A 23,448-nucleotide genomic window follows, 5' to 3' on the forward strand; every position below is an offset into this window, starting at 1 on the left:
GCGTCAGATCGCCGAACTGTGCCCGTCGCTCGCCGCGTAGGCGTCGACGTAGCGGGCGATCATGCGGGCAAGCTCGTGCGCTTCGGGGCGGATCGTGAGTCCGTCGGCGCTGTGTCCAAGCATGCCGGGAAAGGCCGCCTCGACGCCCTTCAGGCGTTCGGCGACCTCGCGCGGCTCGCGCCCCGTGCGCGCCGCGACCGCGGCATAGTCCACGGCGAAGGCGCACATCAGATCCTCGATGATCGCGCTGCGCAGGATGTCCTCGTCGGAAAAGACGTGGCCGCGGACGGTCGCGAGGCGCCCTGCCTGGATCGCCTCCTGGTATTTCGACGTGGCCGCGGCGTTCTGGGCGTAGCCCCCGGGGAAGCGCGAGATCGCCGAAGCGCCTAGGCCCAGAAGGACCGGAAACTGGTCGTCGGTATAGCCCTGGAAGTTGCGGCGCAGGCGGCCTTCGCGCGCGGCCACCTCAAGCCCGTCGCCGGGGCGCGCGAAATGGTCGATGCCGATCTCGGCATAGCCATCCCAAAGGAACAGTTCGCGCGCGGTGTCGTAAAGCCCGAGCCGTGCCTCGGGGGCGGGCAGGGCCTCGGTCGGGATCAGCGACTGACGACGCGCCATCCAGGGCACATGGGCATAGCCGTAAAGCGCCACCCGGTCGGGCGAAAGCGACAGCACCTTCTGCACGCTGTCGGCGATGCGCGCGTCGGTCTGGTGGGGCAGACCGTATAGAAGGTCGATGTTGAGACTGCGGATGCCGCGGTCGCGCAGCATGTCGACCGCCTCTTTCGTGATGTCGAAGCTTTGCGGACGGCCGATCGTCTTCTGAATCAGGTCGTCGAAATCCTGCACGCCGATGCTGGCGCGGTTCATCCCCATCTCGGCCAGCGCGTCCAGGCGGGCGGCGTCGATCTCGTTCGGGTCGATCTCGACCGAGAATTCGGCACCCTCGGCGAAGGGAATCGCCGCCGTCACCGCGCCCGCCAGATCCCGAATCATATCGGGTGCAAGGAGTGTCGGCGTCCCGCCGCCCCAGTGCAGGCGCCCCAGACTCACCCCCTGCGGCAACTTGTCCGAGACCATCCGAAGCTCGCGCTTGAGGGTCTCGAGATAGCCCGCGAGGGGCTTGGCCGAGGCCGTTCCCTGGGTCCGGCAGGCGCAGAACCAGCAGAGCCGCCGACAGAAGGGAATATGCAAATAAAGGGATATTTGACTGTCAGGGGCAATGGACATGATCCACTGTCCCATCTCGCGCGGGCCTACGGACGGCGCGAAGTGGTTGGCCGTCGGATAGCTGGTATACCGCGGTACTCTTGCGTCGAAGAGACCCAGTCGTCGGAGTTGCGTAATGCGTTCCATGATGAGACGATTGCCCAGCGAACAGGGAGGCCGCCTTGATCCTTGTCAAACTGGCGGTGTGAAGAATGAACCAGCAGATTGTAGATCTGAAGGACTGTCGCGATTGTCCGATCCGGCACCGCGCCGTCTGCGCCCGGTGCGAGCCTGACGAACTCGATCGTCTCGAGAGCATCAAGTATTACCGCAGCTTCGAAGCGGGCCAGACGATCCTGTGGTCGGGCGACAAGATGGAATTCGTGGCCTCTGTCGTCACCGGGGTCGCGACGCTGACCCAAACGATGGAGGACGGCCGCACGCAGATGGTCGGCCTTTTGCTGCCGTCGGACTTCATCGGTCGTCCGGGGCGGGAACGGGCGCCCTATGACGTGACCGCGGTGTCCGACGTGACACTGTGCTGCTTCCGCCGCCGCCCGTTCGAAGAACTGATGGTCACCACCCCGCACGTCAGCCAGCGGCTCCTGGAAATGGCGTTGGATGAACTCGACGCGGCGCGGGAATGGATGCTGCTTCTGGGCCGCAAGACCGCGCGTGAGAAGATCGCGAGCCTGATCGCGATCATTGCCCGCCGCGACGCCGAGATCCGCGATGCCCTCATGCGCGATCGCCAGTTGTCGGTCGACCTGCCGCTGACGCGCGAAGCGATGGCCGATTACCTGGGTCTGACGCTGGAAACCGTCAGCCGCCAGATCTCGGCGCTGAAGCGCGAGGGGATCATCCGGCTGGAAGGCAAGCGCAAGGTCGTCATCCCGAACCTCGACCGGCTGATCGACGAAACCGGCGACGACGCCGACGGCGGCCCGCTGGCCTGACCCTGTGGCCTGACCTCTGACCTCTGACCTCTGGCCTCCGGCGCACACGCCGGTCGGCGACCCGATCCCTAGTGGGCCATGAACACCGGCACCGCGGAGGCCTCGAGCATGTTGCGCGTCGCACCGCCCAGGATCGCCTCGCGCAGGCGCGAGTGGCCGTAGGCCCCCATCACGATCAGGTCGGCCTCGATATCGCCGGCGTGGCGGCACATCACGTCCGACACGCGCGGCATCGTCCGCGCCAATACCGAGATGTCCGCGCGCACCCCGTGCCGGGCCAGCATCTCGGCCAGAAGGCCGCCCGGGTCGCTGCGGTCGGGGCCATGCGCCGGCGGGTCGATGATGGCGATGTCCACCGCCTTCGCCCTCACAAGAAGCGGCAGCGCGGCGCGGACGGCGGCCAGCGCCTCGGCGCTTTGGTTCCAGCCGATCATGATTCGGTCGGTGGCCAGCCTGTCGCGCTGGCCAAGCGGCACGACGAGGACCGGCGCGCGCGTGCCGAACAGGGCGCTTTCCAGGATCGCCACGTCTTCCTGCCCGCGTCCCTCGCCATAGGGTTTGGGAAGAACGACGAGGTCGGCGAACTCCGCCCGGCTGGCCACGACATGGCCGAGCGTTCCAAGCTGCACCGCAAGCGCCGTTGTGTCCCAGGTGGCCGACGCGCCCTTGAGTGCGTCGCGCGCATCTTGTTCGGCGGCGTTCGCCTCGGACTGCGCCTCGTCCATGCTTTGCTGCAACGCAATCGCGTTCGCACCGGCGTAATAGGCGCCGGGCTGGATCCGGTCGATCCCAAGGCAGACCGCGCTGAGATGACCGCCCTCGGATTCGGCAAGTCCCAGGGCGGTGTCGATCACGCCGCGGTCGCGCGTCACGTCGCGCGTGAATGTGACGATGGATTTGTAGGGCATCGGACGTCTCCCTTCCTGCTGGCGGGAAGCATCGGCGATGGCCGCGGGGCTTTCCTTGATCGGCATCAACCCGGGGTGCCCATGCCATTGACATGGATCAAGGCATTTACGGCCGCCGCAGGCCACAGAACGCTCAGGTTAATCCGGACTGCGATCCTCTGAAGATCGTCTGCCGGGGCCAGAGACGAAGGGACGCAAGATGTGGAATTACCTCAAGCTCGCGCTTCTGGGTGGTGTTGCGCTTTTCGCCGCGATCGCGGCGAACTATGCCCGTGACCCCGCCTACATGGTGCATGCAATCATCGTCATGCTCGTCGCCGGCGGCTTCTTCCTTTGGGCGTTGCGCCGCACCGACGAATATGACGTGCCGTCCGATCCGGGCCTCTCCTATTTCGACGGAGTGGTCCGGGCCGGCGTCATCGCCACGGCCTTCTGGGGCGTCGTGGGGTTCCTGGTGGGAACCTTCATCGCGTTCCAGCTGGCCTTTCCGGCGCTGAATTTCGAGTGGGCGCAGGGCTATCTCAATTTCGGGCGGCTGCGGCCGCTGCACACGTCGGCGGTGATCTTCGCCTTCGGCGGCAACGCGCTTCTGTGCACCTCGTTCTACGTCGTGCAGCGGACAAGCGCGGCGCGGCTCTGGGGCGGCAACCTCGCGTGGTTCGTCTTCTGGGGCTATCAGCTGTTCATCGTTCTCGCGGCGACGGGTTACCTTCTGGGGTCGACCCAGTCGAAGGAATACGCCGAGCCCGAATGGTACATCGACCTCTGGCTCACCATCGTCTGGCTGGCCTATCTGGCGGTCTTCCTGGGCACGATCCTGAAGCGGAAGGAACCCCACATCTACGTGGCGAACTGGTTCTACCTCAGCTTCATCGTGACCATCGCGATGCTGCACGTGGTCAACAACCTGTCGATCCCGGTGTCGATCTTCGGGTCGAAATCGGTGCAGGTCTTCTCGGGCGTGCAGGACGCGATGACGCAGTGGTGGTACGGCCACAACGCGGTGGGCTTCTTCCTGACCGCGGGCTTCCTAGGCATGATGTACTACTTCGTGCCCAAGCAGGCCGAGCGGCCGGTCTTCAGCTACAAGCTGTCGATCATCCACTTCTGGGCGCTGATCTTCCTTTATATCTGGGCCGGTCCGCACCACCTGCACTATACGGCGCTGCCCGACTGGGCCTCGACGCTGGGCATGGTGTTCTCGGTCGTGCTGTGGATGCCCTCGTGGGGCGGCATGATCAACGGCCTGATGACCCTGTCGGGCGCCTGGGACAAGCTGCGCACCGACCCGGTCATCCGGATGATGGTGATCTCGATCGGCTTTTACGGCATGTCGACCTTCGAGGGTCCGATGATGTCGATCCGCGCGGTCAACAGCCTGTCGCACTACACCGACTGGACGATCGGGCACGTGCATTCCGGCGCCCTTGGCTGGAACGGCATGATCACCTTCGGCGCGCTCTACTTCCTGACGCCGCGCCTGTGGCAGCGTGAACGGCTCTACAGCCTGAGCCTTGTCAGCTGGCACTTCTGGCTCGCCACCATCGGGATCGTGCTTTACGCCGCCGCGATGTGGGTGACGGGCATCATGGAAGGCCTGATGTGGCGCGAAGTGGATGCCAACGGGTTCCTGGTCAACTCGTTCGCCGACACGGTTGCCGCGAAGTTCCCGATGTATGTGGTCCGGGCTCTGGGTGGGGTGCTTTACCTCACAGGCGCGCTGATCATGGTCTACAACCTCTGGATGACCGTGCGCAGGTCCCCGGCGAAGGCGCCGGCATCTGCCATGGCTCCGGCCGAGTGAAGGGCGCAGAGCCATGGCTATTCTTGACAAGCACAAGATCCTCGAGACGAACGCGACGCTGCTGCTGATCTTCAGCTTCCTCGTCGTCACCATCGGGGGCATCGTCGAAATCGCGCCGCTGTTCTACCTCGAGAACACGATCGAGGACGTGGAAGGCGTGCGGCCCTACAGCCCGCTCGAGATGGCGGGGCGCGAGATCTACATCCGCGAAGGCTGCTACGTCTGCCACAGCCAGATGATCCGCCCGATGCGCGACGAGGTCGAGCGCTACGGCCACTTCAGCCTGGCGGCCGAGTCGCAGTACGACCATCCCTTCCTCTGGGGGTCGAAGCGCACCGGACCCGATCTGGCGCGGGTGGGCGGCCGCTATTCGAACGAATGGCACGTCGATCACTTCACCAACCCGCAGTCGGTGGTGCCGGAATCGATCATGCCCAAGTACGGCTATCTTCTCGACCGGGTGATCGAGCCCGAGCACATCGAGGACCTGATGCGCACAAACGCCCTCGTGGGCGTGCCCTATACCGACGAGATGTTCGAGAACGCCCGGGCCGATTTCATGGCCCAGGCCGACCCGGACAGCGACTGGGACGGGGTCGTGGCGCGCTATCCCAAGGCGGTCGTCGCCAACTTCGACGGCCAGCCCGGCGTGACCGAGATGGATGCGCTGATCGCCTACATGCAGATGCTCGGCACGCTGGTCGATTTCTCGACCTTCACGCCGGACGCAAGCCGGTAAGGAAGGAGGAGCCCATGGATACCTATTCGCTCCTGCGCGAAATCGCCGACAGCTGGGTGCTTCTGGCGCTGTTCGGCTTCTTCGGCGCGGCCGTCCTCTGGGCGCTGCGACCGGGAAGCCGGGCGGTTCACCGCGACAGCGCCGACATCCCCTTCCGGCACGAAGACAAACCGGCCCCGGACACGAAGGCCGACGCGACCCAGAAGGAGGCGCGGACATGAGCACGGACAAGAAAGACAAGGTCAACGAAGAAGGCTTTGGCACCACGGGCCATTCCTGGGACGGCATCGAGGAATGGAACAACCCTCTGCCGCGCTGGTGGGTCTGGACCTTCTATGTGACGATCATCTGGGCGATCATCTATACGATCCTCTACCCGGCGTGGCCGCTCGTAAGCCAGGCGACACCGGGCCTCCTCGGCTTTTCGACCCGGGCACAGGTCCAGCAGGATCTGGATCGCTGGGCCGAAACGCACGCGTCGCTCAACGCCGAGATCGAGGGGATCGAGCTTGTCGCGCTTCCCGACAACCCCGACCTGCACGGTTTCGCGGTCAACAAGGGCGCCGCGGTCTTCCGCGCCAACTGTTCGCAATGCCATGGCTCGGGCGCGGCCGGCGTCCAGGCGTCGGGCTATCCCAGCCTTCTGGACGACGACTGGCTCTGGGGCGGCACGATCGAGGATATCGCCTATACCGTGCGCCACGGAATCCGGAACGAGACCGACATCGATGCGCGCTGGTCGCAGATGCCGGCCTTCGGCGAGATCCTGACACCGGAAGAGATCGGGCAGGTCGTCAACCACGTCCTTGCGATCTCGGGGCAGGAGCATGACGCGGCCCTGGCCTCGGCCGGGTCGCAGGTGTTTGTCGATCAGTGCTCGGCCTGTCACATGGAGGACGGCACCGGCGACCGCACGCTTGGCGCGCCGAACCTGACCGACGCGATCTGGCTTTACGGCGGCACTCCCGACAAGCTGGTCGAGACTGTGACATACAGTCACTTCGGCGTCATGCCCGCCTGGGGCGAACGCCTGACCGAAGCCGAGGTGCGCGCGGTCGCCGCCTTCGTCCATCAGCTGGGCGGCGGCGAATAGTCAAAGGTTTCAGGCGGCTAGCCCGCCTGGAAGACGGCACGATCCTGGATCCTGTTCGCGCGTTTCCCCAGGACCGATGCCAACGACGGCGGTGCCTTCGGGCACCGCCGTTTTCCTTTGACACAGGTCAAGGAGTTGGACCGGCCCGCATGAAAGAAGAGACTTGCGCGAACAGACCTGACGGAGACCTCCCATGAGTTCGACCGAGCCGCAGTCGCTTTACGCTGCGCGCGAACCAGTTTTTCCCCGCCGCGTGAAGGGCAAGTTCCGCACGCTGAAGTGGTGGATCATGATCGTGACCCTGGGCATCTATTACCTGACGCCCTGGATCCGCTGGGACCGTGGGCCCGAACTTCCCGATCAGGCAGTTCTGATCGACCTTGCCGGTCGCCGCTTCTATTTCTTCTGGATCGAGATCTGGCCGCATGAGTTCTACTTCATCGCGGGCCTGCTGATCATGGCGGGGCTGGGGCTTTTCCTGTTCACCTCGGCGCTGGGCCGTGTGTGGTGCGGCTATGCCTGCCCGCAGACGGTCTGGACCGATCTCTTCATCCTGGTCGAGCGCTGGATCGAGGGCGACCGCAACGCGCGCGTGAAACTCTGGAATGCCAAGTGGGACGCGCGAAAGGTCCGGCTGCGGCTGACCAAGTACCTCTCGTGGGCGGTCATCGGCCTGGCCACGGGCGGGGCCTGGGTTTTCTACTTCGCCGACGCGCCGACGCTGTTTCGGGACCTCATCACCGGCACCGCGCATCCCGTCGCCTACACGACGATGGCGATCCTGACCGCGACGACGATCCTGTTCGGCGGCATCGCGCGTGAACAGGTCTGCATCTACATGTGCCCCTGGCCGCGCATCCAGGCCGCGATGATGGACGAGGACACGATCACCGTGGCCTATCGCGACTGGCGAGGCGAACCGCGCGGCAAGCATCGCAAGGCCGAGGGCGCCGAGACGCTGGGCGACTGTATCGACTGCAACGCCTGCGTGAACGTCTGCCCGATGGGCATCGACATCCGCGACGGTCAGCAGCTTGCCTGCATCACCTGCGCGCTCTGCATCGACGCCTGCGACGACGTGATGGCCAAGATCGGCAAGCCGCGCGGCTTGGTCGACTACATCGCCCTGACCGACGAGACGCGCGAGCGCGCGGGCCAGGCGCCCAAGCCGATCTGGAAGCATATCCTGCGCCCGCGCACGATCCTTTACACCGCGCTCTGGTCGCTGGTGGGTTTCGGCCTTGTCTTCGCGCTGTTCATCCGCTCGGACATCTCGGCCACCGTCGCGCCGATCCGCAATCCGGTCTATGTGACGATGTCGGACGGCTCGATCCGCAACACCTATGACGTGCGCCTGCGCAACTCGCTGGGTGAAGAGCGCCCGTTCAGGTTGACCGTGACGGGCGAGGACTCGCTGCTTGTGGAACTCGAAGGGGCGACCGACAACGTGGTTTATGTCCCCGCGAACGAGACGCTTCTCCAGCGGGTCTACGTCATCGCGCCGACGGGATCTGTGCCGGCGACAAGCGGCCGGACCGAGATCCGCTTCTGGATCGAGGACATCGTGAGCGGCGAACGGGTGTCGAAGGACACCGTCTTCAATGGAAAGGTTCAGTGATGGCAATTCGTGAGATCACCGGTCGGCACGTCCTGATCGGCACAGTTTCGGCCTTTTCGGTCATCATCGCGGTCAATGTGGTGATGGCCTGGCAGGCGGTCTCGACCTTCCCGGGGCTTGAGGTGAAGAACTCTTACGTCGCAAGCCAGTCCTTCGACGCTGACCGCCGCGCGCAGGAAGCCTTGGGCTGGAGCACCGCCGCCAGCGTCGGCGGCGGCGAGGTGCGCCTGTCCATCCGCGACGCGGACGGGCGGCCTGTGAAGCTTGCCGCGCTCGAGGCGACGGTGGGGCGGGCGACCCAACGCAAGGACGACCAGACGCCGGACTTCCGCTATCTGGGCGGCGACTACGTCGCGGACGTGGTCCTTGGGCCCGGCAAGTGGGAACTCCGCTACGTCGCCACCGCGCCGGACGGAACGCCGTTCCGGCAGCGGCTTGATCTTTACGTGAGGTAGCCATGGCGCTTGCCGAAACACCGCATCCTGCGGCCTGTCCGGCCTGTGTGGCGCTGCCCGACGCGGCCGACATCCGCGACCGGGCGTCTGCGCTGGCCGGGACCGCGACGATCCAGCTGTCGCTGCCGACGATCCACTGTGCCGGTTGCATTTCGGGGGTGGAGCGCGCGCTGAACGGCGTGCCGGGGGTGACATCGGCGCGGGTCAACCTGACGCTCCGGCGCGCAAGCGTCGAGGCCGGGCCCGGGGTGACGCCCGACGCGCTGATCGCGCGGCTTGATCTGGCGGGATATGAGGCCCACGAACTTGACGCGACCGCGCTTGCGGCCACCGCCACCGACCGGGCCGGTCGCGACCTTGCCATGCGTCTGGCCGTGGCTTTCTTCGCCAACATGAACGTGATGCTTCTGTCGGTCGCGGTCTGGTCGGGCGCCGAAGGCGTGACACGCGACATGTTCCACTGGATCTCGGCGATGATCGCGATTCCGGCGGTGATCTTCTCGGGCACGCCGTTCTTCCGCAGCGCCTATGGCGCGCTGCGCGGGCGGCGGCTCAACATGGACGTGCCGATCTCGCTTGGTCTCATCCTCGCACTGGCTCTGTCGCTGTGGGAGACCTCGCTTTCCGGCCACCACGCGTATTTCGACGCGGCGCTGTCGCTGTCGTTCTTCCTGCTGCTTGGCCGCTATCTTGACCACCGCACTCGCGCCTCGGCGCGCTCGGCGGCCGAGGAACTGGCGGCCCTCGAGGTGCCGAAGGCGCTGCGTGTCGAGGGTGGGGCCGAGACCGAAGTCTATGCCGCCGATCTGCATGCAGGCGATGTGGTCCGCGTCCGCCCGGGCGGACGCATCCCCGTCGACGGCGTGGTGATCGACGGCGAAAGCGAGGTAGACCGCTCGCTGATGACGGGTGAAAGCCTGCCGGCCTTCGCCGGTCGCGACACGGTCGTCAGCGCGGGCGAGGTCAACCTGACCGGCCCGCTTCTGGTGCGCGTCACCGCGGCGGGCAAGGACACCTCGCTGCACCGGATCGCCGATCTGGTGGCGGTGGCCGAAAGCGGGCGGGCGAACTATTCCTCGATCGCCGACCGGTTCGCGCGTGGCTATGCGCCGGTCGTGCACATCCTGTCGCTCACGGCATTCGCCATGTGGATGTGGATTTCGGGCGGGGATCTGCGGCTGTCGCTCAACGTCGCTGTGGCGACGCTGATCATCACCTGCCCCTGCGCGCTGGGCCTTGCGGTTCCGGCGGTGACAACGGCGGCCTCGGGGCGTCTTTTCCGCAAGGGCCTTCTGATCAAGGACGGCACCGCGCTTGAACGGTTGGCCGATGTCGACACGGTGGTCTTCGACAAGACCGGGACGCTGACGATGGGCGCCCCCGTGCCCGAGGATCTGGGAACTGTGTCCCGGCGCGACCTCGAAGTTGTTCTGGCACTGGCCGAAGCCTCGTCCCATCCCTTGGCGCAGGCGCTGGCGCAGGCCACGCGGGCCGCGGGCCTCCGCCCGGCGCGCGCGGAAGGCCTGCGCGAGGTGCCGGGCCATGGCATCGAGGCGACAGTGCGGGGCGAACGCGCGCGGCTGGGCCGGGCATCGTGGCTAGGCGCGGAAAGCAGCGGACGCACCGCGACCTGGCTGCGCCTGGGAGAGGCGCAGCCCGTCGAGTTCGTCTTCACCGACCGCCTGCGCCCCGGCGCGGCCGAGGCGGTGGCCGGGCTCAGGGCGCAGGGAAAGCGGATCCTTCTTGTCTCGGGCGATGCCACGCCGGCCGTGCGCGCCTTCGCCGCGCGGATCGGCATCGACGAGGTTCTGGCCGAGGCCCTGCCCGCCGAAAAGGCGGCGCGCATCGCCGAGCTGGCCGCCGAGGGCCGCAAGGTGCTGATGGTGGGCGACGGGCTGAACGACACGGCAGCGCTGGCGGGGGCGCATGTCTCGATCTCGCCGGCCTCGGCGCTCGACGCGGCACGGGTGGCGTCCGACATCGTGCTTCTGGGCAACGATCTGGCCCCGGTGGCCGACGCCGCCGAAACCGCGATCCGGGCCAAGCAGCGCATTCGCGAGAACTTCGCGATCTCGGGGCTTTACAACCTCGTCGCCGTGCCGGTGGCGCTTCTGGGCCTGGCCACGCCGCTGATTGCGGCGCTGGCGATGTCCCTGTCGTCCATCACCGTCTCGCTCAACGCGCTTCGGGTGCGGTGATGGAGGTTCTCGTCTATCTCATCCCGATTTCGCTTTTCCTAGGCGGCCTGGGGCTGGTCGCCTTCTTCTGGACGATGAAGGCCCGGCAATACGACGACCCCGAAGGCGATCGCCACCGCATCCTGAGCGACGAATTCGACGACAAGCCGAAGCGCTAGCAATCCCGACCGGTCAAGCCGTGCCGGTCAGTCGCGGTCAGTCGGTCAGGGCCAGAAGCTGAAGCACCGACGGCCCGACATCCTCGACGATCAGCGCCACGCCCTCGGCGTTCGGGTGAATGCCGTCGGGCTGCATGTAGCGCTCGAACGCGGTCGCAAGATCGGCCTCGGCTGTCAGCGCCCGCAGGAAGTTCGGATGCAGAAGCGCGCCGTAGTCGGCGGCAAGGTCGGCGTAGGCCGCGTCGAAGGCGGCCTTGTAGTCCGGGCCATAGTTCGACGGCGCCGCCATTGCGATCAGCAGGACCGGCAGCCCGCGCCGCTGCGCCGCCTGCAGGATGCCGGCAAGGTTCGCCTTCGCCTCGGCCGGATCAAGCCCGCGCAGCATGTCGTTGCCGCCAAGCGTCACGATGAGCGCGCCCACGTCCGGGGTCAGCGTCCAGTCGATGCGCGCAAGCCCCCCGGCCGTCGTGTCGCCCGAGACCCCGGCGTTGATCAGCGCCGCCTCGGCGCCCTGCGCGTCGAGCCAGCGCTGAAGCTGCGGCACGAAGCCCTGGTCGGGTGGCAGGCCGTACCCCTGGGTCAGGCTGTCGCCCAGCGCCGCCACGGTGACCGGCTCGGCTTGAACCGCACCGCCCGCGATCAGAAGCGCAAGCGCAAGGTTGCGGGTTGCGCGCATCGCCCCATATCCACAACGGACGCCCCGACGAAGGACCCCCGGAATGCCAGACCCGATCCTGTCGCTGAACGACGCCCGGCTTTCGCTGATGGGCAACGCGGGACGCGTGGACATCCTGCGCGGCATCACGCTTGACGTCGCGCGGGGCGAGACGCTGGGGCTGGTCGGTCCGTCGGGGTCGGGCAAGTCGTCGCTCCTCATGCTCATGGGCGGGCTCGAACGCGCCACCGGCGGCACGGTCATGGCGCTGGGCCAGGACCTGACGCGGATGAACGAAGACGCGCTGGCCCGCTTTCGCCGCGAACATATGGGCGTGGTTTTCCAATCCTTCCACCTGATTCCCACGATGACCGCGCTGGAAAACGTGGCGACGCCGCTGGAACTGGCCGGCGCGCCGGACGCCTTCGACCGTGCCGAGGCGGAACTGCGCGCCGTCGGACTTGGCAGCCGCCTGACGCATTACCCCGCGCAGATGTCGGGGGGCGAGCAGCAGCGCGTGGCGCTGGCCCGTGCCGCGGCGCCGCGGCCCGACATCCTTCTGGCGGACGAACCGACCGGCAACCTTGACGGGGTGACGGGCGAGGCGATCATGGAGCTTCTCTTCGGCCTGCGCGACCGGCACGGGGCGACGCTGGTCCTTGTCACCCACGCGCCCGAGCTTGCGGCGCGCTGCGACCGGATCGTGCGGCTGCGCGACGGCCGCATCGACGACGGTGAACCCGCGCGGGCCGCCGCCGAATGAGACTGCCTGTCCCGCTTCGGATCGCGGCGCGCGAATTGCGCGGTGGCCTTCGGGGCTTTCGCGTCTTCCTGGCCTGCCTTGCCCTAGGCGTGGCGGCCATCGCCGCCGTGGGCAGCGTGCGCGAAAGCATCTCGGCCGGACTCGAGCGCGAGGGCGCCTCGATCCTTGGCGGCGACGCTTCGATCACGCTGACCTACCGCTTTGCCGAAGACGCCGAGCGCGCCTGGCTTGACGCCAACGCCGGCGCGGTATCCGAGATCGTCGATTTCCGATCGATGGCCGTCGTCCCGCGCGGCGACGAGGCCGAACGCGGGCTCACGCAGGTCAAGGGCGTCGACGCGGCCTATCCGCTTTACGGCGCACTGGTCCTCGACCCGCCGATGACCGCGGCCGAAGCCTTTGCGGGGCAGGGCGGCCTGCCCGGTGCCGCGATGGACCCGGTGCTGATCGCGCGGCTTGGGCTTGAGGTCGGGCAGGTCTTTCGCCTGGGCACGCAGGACTTCGTGCTGATGGCCGCGATCGCGCGCGAACCGGACGCGGCCGAAGGCGGCTTCGGCCTTGGCCCGCGGACCATGGTGCTGACCGCCGATCTGGAGGCCTCGGGCCTCTTGCAGCCGGGTACCCTGTTCGACAGCCAGTATCGCATGCGCCTTGCGCCCCAGACCGACCTCGACGCCTTCCGCGCCCGCGCCGAAGACGCCTTCGGCCCCGGCATCCGCTGGCGCGACCGGCGCAATGGCGCCCCCGGCGTGGCCGAGTTCGTCGACCGGCTGGGGGCCTTCCTGGTGCTTGTCGGGCTGGCCGGTCTGGCGGTTGGCGGGGTCGGCGTGTCGGCGGCGGTGCGCGCATACCTCGAGGAAAAGACGCCGGTGATCGCCACGCTCAAGACGCTTGGCGCCGAATCGCGCACGATCTTCCTGACCTATTTCGCGCAAATCGGGGTGCTGACGCTTCTGGGCATCGCGATCGGGCTTGCCCTGGGCGCGGTCCTTCCACTGGCGCTCGCCCCGCTGATCGAGGCGCGCCTGCCGGTGCCGGCGGACTTCGGCGTCCACCTGCGCCCCCTGCTCGAGGCGGCGGTTTACGGGCTTCTCGCCGCGCTTCTCTTCACGCTCTGGCCGCTGGCGCGCACCGAAGAGGTGCGGGCAGCGGCGCTTTTTCGCGACATCGCGGCCCCCACGCGCACGCTGCCGCGGCCTGTGTGGCTTCTGACCATGGCTGCGATCTTCGCGGCGCTCGTAGGTCTTGCAGTGGTGTTCACCGGGCTCATGCGACTGACGCTCTGGTCTGCGGCAGGGTTGGTGGGGGCCTTCCTTCTTCTGGTGCTGGCGGCGCGGGCCGTGCGCTGGCTAGCCGCGCGCGCGGCGCGGTCGCGGGCGCTCAGGGGCCGGACGGTGCCGCGGCTCGCGCTGGGCGCGGTCGGCGGCCCCGGGGGCGAGGCGCTGTCGGTGGTGCTGTCGCTGGGCCTTGGGCTGACGGTGCTGGCGGCTGTGGGTCAGATCGACTGGAACCTGCGCGCCGCGATCGAGCGCGACCTGCCGGAGGTGGCGCCGTCGTTCTTCGTCGTGGACATCCAGAACGATCAGATGGATGCGTTCCGCGCCCAGCTCGGTGCCAATCCCGCGGTCAGCAGGGTGGAAAGCGCGCCGATGCTGCGCGGGGTGATCACCGGGATCAACGGCCGCCCGGCGGCCGAGGTCGCCGGCGATCACTGGGTGCTCGAGGGCGACCGGGGCGTGACCTATTCGGCGACGCCGCCCGAAGGCACGGTGATCACCGAAGGCGCGTGGTGGGCGCCCGACCACGCCGGCCCGCCCGAAATCAGCTTCGCCGCCGAGGAAGGCGCCGAGATGGGGCTCAAGCTGGGCGACATGCTGACGATCAACGTCCTGGGGCGCGACATCGAAGGCCGGATCACCAGCTTCCGCGAGGTCGATTTCTCGTCCGCCGGGATCGGCTTCGTCCTGTCGATGAGCCCCAATGGCCTTGCCGGCGCGCCGCATACCCATATCGCCACGATCTATGCCGATCTCGCCGCCGAACCCGCGCTTCTGCGGGATCTTTCGAACGCCTTCCCCAACATCACGGTGATCCGCGTGCGCGACGCGATCGACCGCGTGTCCGAGGTTCTGGCCGGCATCGCCGCGGCGGTGACCTATGGCGCGCTTGCGACGCTGATCACCGGGGGCATCGTGCTGATCGGTGCGGCCGCGGCCGGCGAACGGGCGCGGACCTACGAGGCGGCGGTGCTCAAGACCATCGGCGCGACGCGGCCCGCGATCCTTGCGAATTTCGCGCTGCGCTCGGCCATCCTTGGCGCGGCGGCGGGGGCGGTCGCCATCCTGGCCGGCGGGCTTGCCGGCTGGGCCGTCACGACCTTCGTGATGGACACCGATTTCCGCTTCGAACCGGCGTCGGCCATCGTCATCGTCTGTGCCGGGGTCGCAGCCACGATGCTTGCCGGCCTTGCCTTCGCCTGGCGCCCCTTGGCGCGCCGTCCCGCAGGGGTCCTGCGGGCGCGGGAATAGGGGCGAGTTGCCCCTTGACGCCATGGGCGGCGGCGAATAAGTGCTGGCCCGCTTGTGGCGGAGTAGCTCAGTTGGTTAGAGCAGCGGAATCATAATCCGCGTGTCGGGGGTTCAAGTCCCTCCTCCGCTACCATTTCCAACCACGAAATCCCTGATTGGCATGCTTCATTGGCTGCCGGGCCCGATGCGGGTCGGCAACGGCCCCACGTTCGCCGGGCGGCTGTTTGACCGATGGGCCGACCCGAAAAAATGTCGGGCGCGCCCTCTCTGGCCCCGCTTTGCTGCGTTTCCTGTCCCGTAGGTCGGGCAGGTCTGCTTTGTGCCGTTGATCGGGGTCAATGAGAGCCCACGTCAGTGCCTCCAGGACGGGCACGTCGAGGAGCGCGTCCTGCGTGGTCACGGAGGGCGGCAGGGTGCCGGATAGGGGCTATACGGACATGCGTTGCGGCAGTAGCTTTCGGCATCAAGCCCACCACCGGAGAGACACCATGAAGACACTGGCACCTCTGGCCGCAGCGGGACTTCTTGTCTCCACCGTGGGGGCTTGGGCCGATGGACTGCCAAGCACCGATCAGATCACGTCGATCGCAGAAGAAGCGTTCGTGTACGGCTTCCCGATGGTGATGGCCTACGGCATCATGTACGAATACGCCATCGACGAGGGAGGCAAGCAGTACAAGGGCGCCTTCAACCAGCTGATCAGCGAGCCCCGCGTTTACACGCCCGCCGATACGGCCGTCGTGACGCCGAACAGCGATACACCCTATTCCTTCATCTGGATGGACCTGCGCGCAGAGCCCATCGTGCTTTGCGTGCCCGAGATCGAAAAGGATCGCTACTACTCTGTCCAGCTCGTGTCCCAATACACCTTCAATTTCGACTATATCGGAAGCCGCGCGACCGGCAATGGCGCGGGCTGCTTTGCCATTGCCGGACCCCAGTGGACGGGCGACACACCGGCCGGCGTCGAAAAGGTGTTTACCTCCGAGACCGAATTCGCCTTCGCCATCTACAGAACCCAGCTCAAGGGTGCCGATGACCTGGACAACGTGAAGGCGATCCAGGCCAAGTACGAGGCGAAGCCGCTGTCGGCATTTCTCGACCAAACGGCCCCCGCCGCGGCGCCGTCGGTCGATTGGCCGAAGATCGATCAGAAGGCGGCCGCCGCAGACCCCTTCAGCTATCTCGCGTTCCTTCTCCAGTTTGCCCCGGCAACCGGGCCTGCTTCGGTCGAGACGTCCCTGAGGGAGAAGTTCGCCTCGATCGGGATCGAGGCGGGTCAAACCTTTTCGACGGACGGATGGACCGACGACGAAAAGACGGCCCTCGAGGCCGGGATCAAGGCAGGACTCGCCAAGATCCAGGACAAGGCGAAGACCCTGGGCAACTCGGTGAACGGATGGCAGGTCAGCGAAGGGGCATTCGGCTCCCGCGATATGCTGAAGGACGACTACCTGCTTCGGGCGGCTGCAGCGCAAGCGGGCATCTTCGGCAACGACTCGGCCGAGGCGCTCTATCCGATGACCCGTTGGGATGCGTCCGGCACCACGCTGGTGGGCTCGAACTCGTACACGCTGACCTTCCCGGCCGACGGCCTTCCCCCGGTCAATGCCTTCTGGTCGGTGACGATGTACGACGGCAAGACCCAACTTCTGGTGGAGAATTCGATCGACCGATACCTGATCAATTCGCCGATGCTGCCCGACCTTCAGAAGAACGACGATGGGTCGCTGACGATATACATCCAGCACGAGGAACCTTCGGACGCAAAGGCAAAGGCCAACTGGCTGCCGGCGCCGTCCGACGAGATCTACATGGCCATGCGGCTTTACTGGCCCGACAAGTCCGCCCTGGACGGAACCTGGAAACCCCCTGCCGTACAGAAGGTCAATTGACGCGAAGTGCGGTTCAACGATGGTCTGTCGACCTGCTCAATGAAAGGAAAGACACATGTCGCGCACTCTGGCATTCGCCTGCGCAGCCGCCCTTGCGGTCAGTCCGCTGCACGTTGCGCTGGCCCAGGACGGTCAGGAAGCCGCCGTGATGAAAGTCATCGAGAACGTCTTCCCGGGCTATAGCGATCCTGGCTACGCCGATTGCATTCTGCAGAACGCAAACGAGTCCCAGACCGAGCAGATCGTCAAGGCTGGGGACTCGGGCAGCTTCCGCGCGGCGGAAGAGCCCCTCAAGGAAGTCGCCGAGAAGAACACCACCCAGTCTTGCATCATCGCCGCGGGACTGCCGAGGTTTCCCTTCTAGGACAGCGCTCGGCCGTTCGTCCGCTTCGGCAGGTCCAAGCCTTCGGTGCCGGGCGACATCGGGCGCTTGTCCGTGGTCGTGTGGCGTCGCCCGCCGCTGCGGGCGGCGCGACGCATACCCTCGTTGGCCCCTCTCTGCCCGGCGCAAGGGGTGGCTAGACGAACGTCTCGCTCAGAATTTCCACCTCGCGCCGACAAGAACGGACCGGATATCCCTGTAGGGCCCGTCCGACGGGTCCGAGAAGGCGTAGTCGCGATAGGCGACATAGGCCTCGAGACCAAGGTCGTCGAAGCCCTGAACCGCCATCAGCCCGCGCGCCGTGGACGCGGTTCCCGACGTCTCGAAATCCTGACCGTCATAATATTCGGCGGCGATCGCGGTGAACCCCGTGCGCAAGGGATCCCCCGTCCAGCCGATCTTGACGTATCCATAGCGCGCGCCACCAGATCGTCCGCCGCTGGCAAGGCTAAGGTTCATGCCTGTCGGTTTGTGCAGGACGGCGACCGAGCCGACATAACTTCCGTCCCCCATGCCGGCCTCGTCCTGCTGGCGGGCAAATCCGAGGCTGGCGTTGACGTCGGTCTCCGAGAAGGATCCGGCATAGTTGACCGCGGCGTCGTAATTGGTCTGGGTTCCGGACTCCGAGCGTTTGTTGCCGCCATAGGCCGCGGCAAGGCTGAACCCGTTTCGCACCCGGCTGTTGTACAGCACGCGGATGCGCCTGTTCGCGTTGAACGAATCGAAGACGTCACCGATCTGAACTTCGGAAAGGCTTCCATCGGCGCGCCGGAACGAGAAGCCCCCCGCCGAATCCCGGATCGCGACGCCACCGGCCACGCGGGTCTTCGACGCGTCGTTGCTGGCGGCGTCGTTGGTCGCCATGTCCCCCTGGCCAAGCGCCAGGATTCCGTAATCGCCGGACAGCCGCACCTCGAAATACCTGACGTAGGTGTCTCCCCAGAAGCCGTAGGACAGGTCGGACGTCTGGCTGCTCTGGCTGGTCTTCGGAAGGCCAAGCCCGAATTCGGCCCGCAGGCGCACTGTCGAGGCCGCAAGCGGGATATCCGACAGAAGGCCGATGCGCGACTGCGAGTTCGCGTTGTCCAGAATCGCGTCATAGCCCGCGACCCCATCGTCGACGGACTGAAAGGTCGGGGCGATCTGTCCGTAGACGGTGACCTTTCCGCCCAGGGTGGCGATCGTGAAGAGCCCTTTGAAAAGATCCGCTCCGGCCTGAAGGACGGGGAATTCGGGCGTACTGGCGACGGCCGGTTCGTCTTCGGGGATGATCGTCGCGTCGAACGCCTCGGCGCGCGCGGAACCGGCGACCGCAACCGCAAGGGCCAGAGCCATCCGGCCCGCCGCGCAGGGCGTGTGCCGTGGCGAGGAGTGGTTTGGATGTCTCAATTCAAGGACCAGACCCTCTTCGTGTGTCGGGAACCCCGGGCCAGGTGCGGCGTTCTGGCTGCGGGCGACCCCGACACCTCACAGTCACGACGGATCGTCGGGAACGCAAGTCCGGCAACGCGCGCTGATGGCCGCCATGCGCAAAAGACTCCGCCACACCCCCCTGCAAGGCGGATGGTGGCGTGGTGCGTTGAGGCCTTCGCGGCACTTACGCGCATGCCAGTTCTGGCCGTGGTCTGACCGCCCTTCGGGGCCCGCGTCGAGGCATCCGGCGGCGGCCTGGCCAGGGCGCAGTTACGCCCCGAGGTGCAGGACCGTCCGCGGGCAACCCAACCAACCGTCCTTCGCGACGCGAACGCTCTTCGGGCGACCGGCGCTGCCAGGGCCACTTGAGGTCAAAGGTTGGTTGCCGTGGGCGCACCCCGGGTCGTCCATGAAATTGCGATCCCCGCATCGCGTCCGCGTGGAAAACGGCCTTGCCGCTTTTCTTCCGCCATCAGCGCGTGCCCTTCTGTCGTGACGCGGACGCCTCAACACGGGGGCCGGACCCGGCCAGATGGATCGCAAGGCACAGAAGCATCAGCGCCATCGACAGAAGGAACGGCGCGCCGGGAAACCACACGGGACCGTCGGGCGCGGTAAAGGCGGCGAAGACCTGCGTCATCAGCAGGGGCGAAAAGACCATCGACAGCGCGTTGACCGACGCCAGCACCCCCTGAAGCTCGCCCTGCGCGTTGTCGGGCACGGCGCGCGACATGATCCCCTGAAGCGCGGGCGTGACGACCGCGCCAAGCGCGCTGATCGGCGTCAGGATCAACGCTGCGGTGCCGTTGGTGAGAAAGGCGAAGACCCCGAAGACGACGGTGTAGAACGCAAGCCCGTAAAGCACCGTCCCCCGGTCGCCGAACGCGCGCAGGATCACCCGGATCAGCCCGCCCTGCACCCCGGCAAGCGCGATGCCGAACCCGGCAAGCGACAGGCCCACCATAGCGGGATCCCAGCCGAAGCTTGCCCGGGTGTAGAACGCCCAGACCGAGGGATAGACCCAGAAGGCGATCGAGTAAACGAAGAAGATCAGAAGCGGGCGGCGCACTTCGGTCAGGGCGTTCAGGGCAAGAAGCGCGCCCAGCGGATTGGCGCGGCGCCACTGAAAGGCGCGCCGGTTTTCGGGCTTCAGCGTCTCGGGCAGCACGAAGAAGCCGAAGACCATGTTCGCAGCGGCAAGCCCGGCCGCGGCATAGAAGGGCGCACGGGTGCCGAACCCGGCCAGAAGCCCGCCCAGAAGCGGCCCGATCACAAAGCCGATGCCGAAGGCCGCGCCGACGAGGCCGAAGCGGGCGGCCTTCTGCTCGGGGCGCGAGATGTCGGCCACATAGGCTGCGGCGACCGATTGCGTGGCCGCGGTGATTCCGCCCATGACGCGGCCGGCAAGCAGCAGCCAGATCGTGCCGGCGACCGCCATGATCAGGTAGTCGAGGGCCAGAAAGCCAAGCGAGACAAGCAGCACCGGACGCCGCCCGATCCGGTCCGACAGGCTGCCCAGCGCGGGACCGAAGAGGAACTGCATGACCGCGAAGCTCGTGGTGAGGAGCCCGCCCCAGATCGCCGCCTCGGACAGCGTTCCGCCACCCACCTCGCGGATCAGGTCGGGCATCACCGGGATGATCAGCCCGATCCCCATCGAATCGATCATCACGGTCAGCAGGATGAAGACCAGCGGCAATCGGGCGTGTCCCGCCGGGGCGGGAAGGGGGGTGTCGGGCGCGGCCATGGGCCGAGCATTAGGATGCTTCTGCGCGCCGGGCGAGGGGTTTCTTCGGCGTGCGCGTCAGCGTCCGGGTGCGCCGGGTCAGACGTGGCCGATGTCGCGCAGGAACCCGGTCAGAGCCGCCGCGTAGGCTTCGGGCTTCTCGACGCAGGGAAGGTGGCCCGCCCCGCGGATCAGCTGGAAGCGCGAGCCCTTCACCAGCGCCGCGGTTTCGCGCACCAGATCGGCGGGCGTCGATCCGTCGTGATCGCCCGCGATGGCCAGCGTGGGCAACGACAGGCTTGCCGTCGTGGTGTAGAAATCCGTCCCCGAGATCGCCGCCGCGCAGCCGGCATAGCCGTCTTCGGGCTGACGGGTCAGCATGTTGCGCCAGAGCTGCACCTGGGGCGTGGCCCGGAAGGCGGGCGTGAACCAGCGCTCCATCGTGGCATCGGCCAATGCCTCGATCCCGCCGGCGCGAACCGTGTCGATGCGTGCCGCCCAGGTCTCGGCGGTGCCGATCTTGGCGGCGGTGTTCGACAGGACCATGGCGCGGACCTGATCGAGGCGCTTGACGGCCAGGCCCTGCGCGACCATGCCGCCGATCGACAGGCCCACGAAGACGCAGTCGCGCACGCCCAGATGATCAAGCAGGCGTGCGGCGTCCCCGACGAGGGCGCCCATCGAATAGGGCGCGGCCGGACAGGACGACAGACCGTGCCCGCGCATGTCATAGCGCAGAAGGCGCAGGCCCTGCGGCAGAAGCGGCACGAGGGCGTCCCACAGGCGAAGATCGGTGCCAAGCGCATTTGCAAAGACCACCGGCGCACCTTCGGGGTCGCCGTCCTCGCGCCAGTGCAGCGCCACCTCGCCCAGCTCTGCGATCCGCATTTTCCTGTTCCTTTCGTCCGATAGTTGGCAAGGTGTCGGCGAGAGCGTCCGAGGTCAACCGCGACAGGTGTCCATCCCGGGCGCCGAGGGGGTGAGTCCCCGGGCGGTGCAAACCGGGAGGCGTGACGTGATCGGCAAGCGGGTCCTTTGGGCGCTGGCGCTGGTATGGTCGGCGGGGTCCGGCTTGGCCGAAACCCCGGCGCACGTCGGCAGCGCGGCCTGCGCGGCCTGTCATGTCGACGAGGCCGCGGCCTGGACCGGGTCGTATCACGATCTGGCCTGGACCGAACCCGGCGAGGCCGTGCTTGGCGATTTCGGCGATGCCGAGTTCGCCCATGACGGCACGCTGACCCGGTTCACCGAGGAGGGCGGGCGCTATCGCATCCGCGTGACCGAGAAGGACGGCGTGACGACCGACTACGAGGTGCATTCGGTCGCGGGGATCGCGCCGCTTCAGCAGTATCTCATCGACGTGGGCGACGGCGCGCTTCAGTCCTTCGACGTTGTCTGGGACGTGGACGAGAGGCGGTGGTATCACCTCTACCCCGATCAGGACCTGCCGCCCTCGGACGCGCTGCACTGGACCGGCCCCTACAAAAACTGGAACGCCCGCTGCGCCGAATGCCATGCGACAGCCTATGAAAAGGCCTACGATCCGCGAACCGGGGCCTATGCCTCGACCCAGGCCGAGATCGGCGTGGGCTGCGAGGCCTGTCATGGCCCGGGCGAGGCGCATGCCGCCTGGGCCACGACGCAAACCGTTGACGCGGCCCGATTTCCCGGGTTGACCGAGACGGGGCTTACCATCGGGTTCACGGCCGAAGACGCCGAGACCGAGATCCAGCAATGCGCGGGCTGCCATTCCCGGCGCGAGGCTTTCGGCGACGGCAATCCGGTGCCCGGCACGCCTTATCACGACGCCTACAGGCTGTCGCCGATCTCGCCCGGGCTCTACCATCCCGACGGCACGATCCGGGACGAGGTCTATGTCTACGGCTCGTTCCTGCAGTCGAAGATGTATGCAAACGGCGTGCGGTGCAGCGATTGCCACGACGTCCATCGCGCGAACCTGCGGGCCGAAGGCAACGCGACCTGCACGCAATGCCATTCGCCGGCGGGCAACCCGCGCTTTCCGACGCTGGCCAAGGCCGAGTACGACACGCCCGCGCACCATTTCCATCCCGAGGGCAGCGATGGTGCGCAGTGCAAGAGCTGCCACATGGTCGAGCGGGTCTATATGGGCGTGGACTGGCGGCGCGATCACAGCTTCCGCGTCCCGCGGCCCGATCTGGCGGCCGAGACCGGCGCGCCCGACGCCTGCACTGACTGCCACATGGACCAGACGCCCGAATGGGCGGCGGCCGAGATCGCCACGCGCTTTCCCGACAGCACCCATCGTGGGCCGCACTTCAGCCAGGCCCTGGCGCGGGGATGGGATGATCCGCAGGCCGCGCGCGGCGCGCTGATGGCGGTGGCGGGGGATGCCGCCCAACCCGGCATCGTGCGCGCCTCGGCGCTGACGGCGGCGGTGCCGGTGGCCGATCCCGCCCTTGCGGCGCGGGCCGCGCGCCATCTGGGCGACGACGATCCGCTTGTCCGGGCGGCGGCGGTGCCGATCCAGCGCGGGGCCGAGTTGCCCGACCGGGCGGCGCGGCTGGTGCCGCTTCTTTCCGATCCAACGGCGGCGGTGCGCATGGCGGCCGCGCGCGAGCTTCTGGGCGTGAGCCCGCAGCAGCTTCCCTCGAGCGCGGCGCGGGCGCTGGGCGCGGCCCTGGGCGAGTGGCAGCAAAGCCTTGGCAATCGCGCCGACTTCCCCGAGACGCATCTGGTGATCGGTGGCGCGGCCCTGGTGCTGCGGGATGTTCCCTCGGCTCAGCGCGCCTTCCGCGAGGCCGTGACGCTTGACCCGCAGCTTGCGCAGGCCTGGGTCATGCTGATCCGGCTCAGCGCGGCGACCGGTGACACGGCCGGGGCGCGGGCCGTGGCCGCCGAGGCGCTCGCGCGACTTCCGGACGATCCCGCGATCAGGGACCTTGCCGCTCAGGTGCAGTAGGGCTTTG

20 protein-coding genes and 1 tRNA gene are annotated in these 23,448 nt (G+C 67.3%); 15 read left to right on the forward strand and 6 right to left on the reverse strand.

All coding sequences use genetic code 11. The features are described from left to right. Nucleotides 1–3: 3 nt before the first annotated feature. A complete protein-coding gene (gene hemN, locus ACRDNQ_RS01345) occupies nt 4–1,356 on the reverse strand; it encodes an oxygen-independent coproporphyrinogen III oxidase (protein ID WP_431826821.1) in 1,353 nt (450 codons plus the stop codon). 65 nt (nt 1,357–1,421) lie between these two features. Between hemN and fnrL the strand changes: the two genes are divergently transcribed. Beyond that, entirely contained in the window at nt 1,422–2,165 is a 744-nt protein-coding gene (fnrL, locus tag ACRDNQ_RS01350) for a transcriptional regulator FnrL (protein ID WP_431826822.1), read from the forward strand. A 68-nt stretch (nt 2,166–2,233) separates the two neighbouring features. On the opposite strand, the gene ACRDNQ_RS01355 is transcribed toward fnrL, so the two are convergent. Further along, nucleotides 2,234–3,073: a universal stress protein gene (locus ACRDNQ_RS01355; protein ID WP_431826823.1), complete on the reverse strand. Its 840-nt coding sequence runs from the start codon at nt 3,071–3,073 to the stop codon at nt 2,234–2,236. A 199-nt stretch (nt 3,074–3,272) separates the two neighbouring features. Between ACRDNQ_RS01355 and ccoN the strand changes: the two genes are divergently transcribed. From ccoN to ccoS, 8 genes are all read left to right on the forward strand, one after another. Next, nucleotides 3,273–4,877, forward strand: a complete 1,605-nt coding sequence (gene ccoN / locus ACRDNQ_RS01360) for a cytochrome-c oxidase, cbb3-type subunit I (RefSeq protein WP_431826824.1) — start codon at nt 3,273–3,275, stop codon at nt 4,875–4,877. 13 nt (nt 4,878–4,890) lie between these two features. After that, the gene (gene ccoO / locus ACRDNQ_RS01365; protein WP_431826825.1) at nt 4,891–5,616 is read left to right on the forward strand and encodes a cytochrome-c oxidase, cbb3-type subunit II; all 726 of its coding nucleotides are present in this window, start codon (nt 4,891–4,893) and stop codon (nt 5,614–5,616) included. Nucleotides 5,617–5,630: 14 nt separating this feature from the next. Then, nucleotides 5,631–5,837, forward strand: a complete 207-nt coding sequence (locus ACRDNQ_RS01370; protein ID WP_431826826.1) for a cbb3-type cytochrome c oxidase subunit 3 — start codon at nt 5,631–5,633, stop codon at nt 5,835–5,837. Continuing rightward, complete coding sequence (gene ccoP, locus ACRDNQ_RS01375; RefSeq protein ID WP_431826827.1) at nt 5,834–6,709, forward strand: cytochrome-c oxidase, cbb3-type subunit III; 876 nt, start codon at nt 5,834–5,836, stop codon at nt 6,707–6,709. The genes ACRDNQ_RS01370 and ccoP overlap by 4 nt, the downstream gene beginning before the upstream one ends. 193 nt (nt 6,710–6,902) lie before the next feature. Continuing rightward, nucleotides 6,903–8,327, forward strand: coding sequence for a cytochrome c oxidase accessory protein CcoG (ccoG, locus tag ACRDNQ_RS01380; protein WP_431826828.1), 1,425 nt, complete (start codon nt 6,903–6,905; stop codon nt 8,325–8,327). Then, nucleotides 8,327–8,782 (forward strand): FixH family protein, encoded by a 456-nt coding sequence (locus ACRDNQ_RS01385; protein ID WP_431826829.1) that lies wholly within the window; start codon nt 8,327–8,329, stop codon nt 8,780–8,782. Before ccoG ends, ACRDNQ_RS01385 begins: the two co-directional genes overlap by 1 nt. A gap of 2 nt (nt 8,783–8,784) precedes the next feature. Then, nucleotides 8,785–10,980, forward strand: coding sequence for a heavy metal translocating P-type ATPase (locus ACRDNQ_RS01390; RefSeq protein ID WP_431826830.1), 2,196 nt, complete (start codon nt 8,785–8,787; stop codon nt 10,978–10,980). Further along, nucleotides 10,980–11,138: a cbb3-type cytochrome oxidase assembly protein CcoS gene (ccoS, locus tag ACRDNQ_RS01395; protein ID WP_431826831.1), complete on the forward strand. Its 159-nt coding sequence runs from the start codon at nt 10,980–10,982 to the stop codon at nt 11,136–11,138. Before ACRDNQ_RS01390 ends, ccoS begins: the two co-directional genes overlap by 1 nt. A 37-nt stretch (nt 11,139–11,175) precedes the next feature. On the opposite strand, the gene ACRDNQ_RS01400 is transcribed toward ccoS, so the two are convergent. After that, nucleotides 11,176–11,814, reverse strand: a complete 639-nt coding sequence (locus tag ACRDNQ_RS01400; protein WP_431826832.1) for an arylesterase — start codon at nt 11,812–11,814, stop codon at nt 11,176–11,178. A gap of 43 nt (nt 11,815–11,857) precedes the next feature. On the opposite strand from ACRDNQ_RS01400, the gene ACRDNQ_RS01405 reads away from it, so the two are divergent. The 5 genes from ACRDNQ_RS01405 (at nt 11,858) to ACRDNQ_RS01425 (ending at nt 17,343) form a co-directional block, all read left to right on the forward strand. Then, complete coding sequence (locus ACRDNQ_RS01405; protein WP_431826833.1) at nt 11,858–12,556, forward strand: ABC transporter ATP-binding protein; 699 nt, start codon at nt 11,858–11,860, stop codon at nt 12,554–12,556. Next, on the forward strand, nt 12,553–15,084 hold the full coding sequence (locus tag ACRDNQ_RS01410; RefSeq protein WP_431826834.1) for an ABC transporter permease: 2,532 nt from the start codon (nt 12,553–12,555) through the stop codon (nt 15,082–15,084). The genes ACRDNQ_RS01405 and ACRDNQ_RS01410 overlap by 4 nt, the downstream gene beginning before the upstream one ends. A gap of 56 nt (nt 15,085–15,140) precedes the next feature. Continuing rightward, a tRNA-Met gene (locus ACRDNQ_RS01415) sits at nt 15,141–15,217 on the forward strand. Between the two features lie 355 nt (nt 15,218–15,572). After that, on the forward strand, nt 15,573–16,979 hold the full coding sequence (locus ACRDNQ_RS01420) for a DUF1254 domain-containing protein (protein ID WP_431826835.1): 1,407 nt from the start codon (nt 15,573–15,575) through the stop codon (nt 16,977–16,979). A gap of 55 nt (nt 16,980–17,034) precedes the next feature. Beyond that, nucleotides 17,035–17,343, forward strand: coding sequence for a hypothetical protein (locus ACRDNQ_RS01425; RefSeq protein ID WP_431826836.1), 309 nt, complete (start codon nt 17,035–17,037; stop codon nt 17,341–17,343). 171 nt (nt 17,344–17,514) lie between these two features. On the opposite strand, the gene ACRDNQ_RS01430 is transcribed toward ACRDNQ_RS01425, so the two are convergent. The 3 genes from ACRDNQ_RS01430 to pcaD all read right to left on the reverse strand — a co-directional run bounded on the left by ACRDNQ_RS01430 (nt 17,515) and on the right by pcaD (nt 21,388). Then, nucleotides 17,515–18,696 carry a hypothetical protein gene (locus tag ACRDNQ_RS01430; protein ID WP_431826837.1) on the reverse strand — a complete coding sequence of 394 codons (1,182 nt, stop codon included), beginning with the start codon at nt 18,694–18,696 and terminating at the stop codon, nt 17,515–17,517. Between the two features lie 550 nt (nt 18,697–19,246). Further along, entirely contained in the window at nt 19,247–20,521 is a 1,275-nt protein-coding gene (locus ACRDNQ_RS01435) for a TCR/Tet family MFS transporter (RefSeq protein WP_431826838.1), read from the reverse strand. Between the two features lie 78 nt (nt 20,522–20,599). After that, nucleotides 20,600–21,388, reverse strand: a complete 789-nt coding sequence (gene pcaD / locus ACRDNQ_RS01440; protein WP_431826839.1) for a 3-oxoadipate enol-lactonase — start codon at nt 21,386–21,388, stop codon at nt 20,600–20,602. 127 nt (nt 21,389–21,515) lie between these two features. On the opposite strand from pcaD, the gene ACRDNQ_RS01445 reads away from it, so the two are divergent. Then, entirely contained in the window at nt 21,516–23,441 is a 1,926-nt protein-coding gene (locus ACRDNQ_RS01445; protein ID WP_431826840.1) for a multiheme c-type cytochrome, read from the forward strand. The last annotated feature ends 7 nt before the right edge of the window (nt 23,442–23,448 follow it).

It is taken from the genome of Saliniferula longa, assembly GCF_050789285.1.
Lineage (GTDB): Bacteria > Pseudomonadota > Alphaproteobacteria > Rhodobacterales > Rhodobacteraceae > CAVPWP01.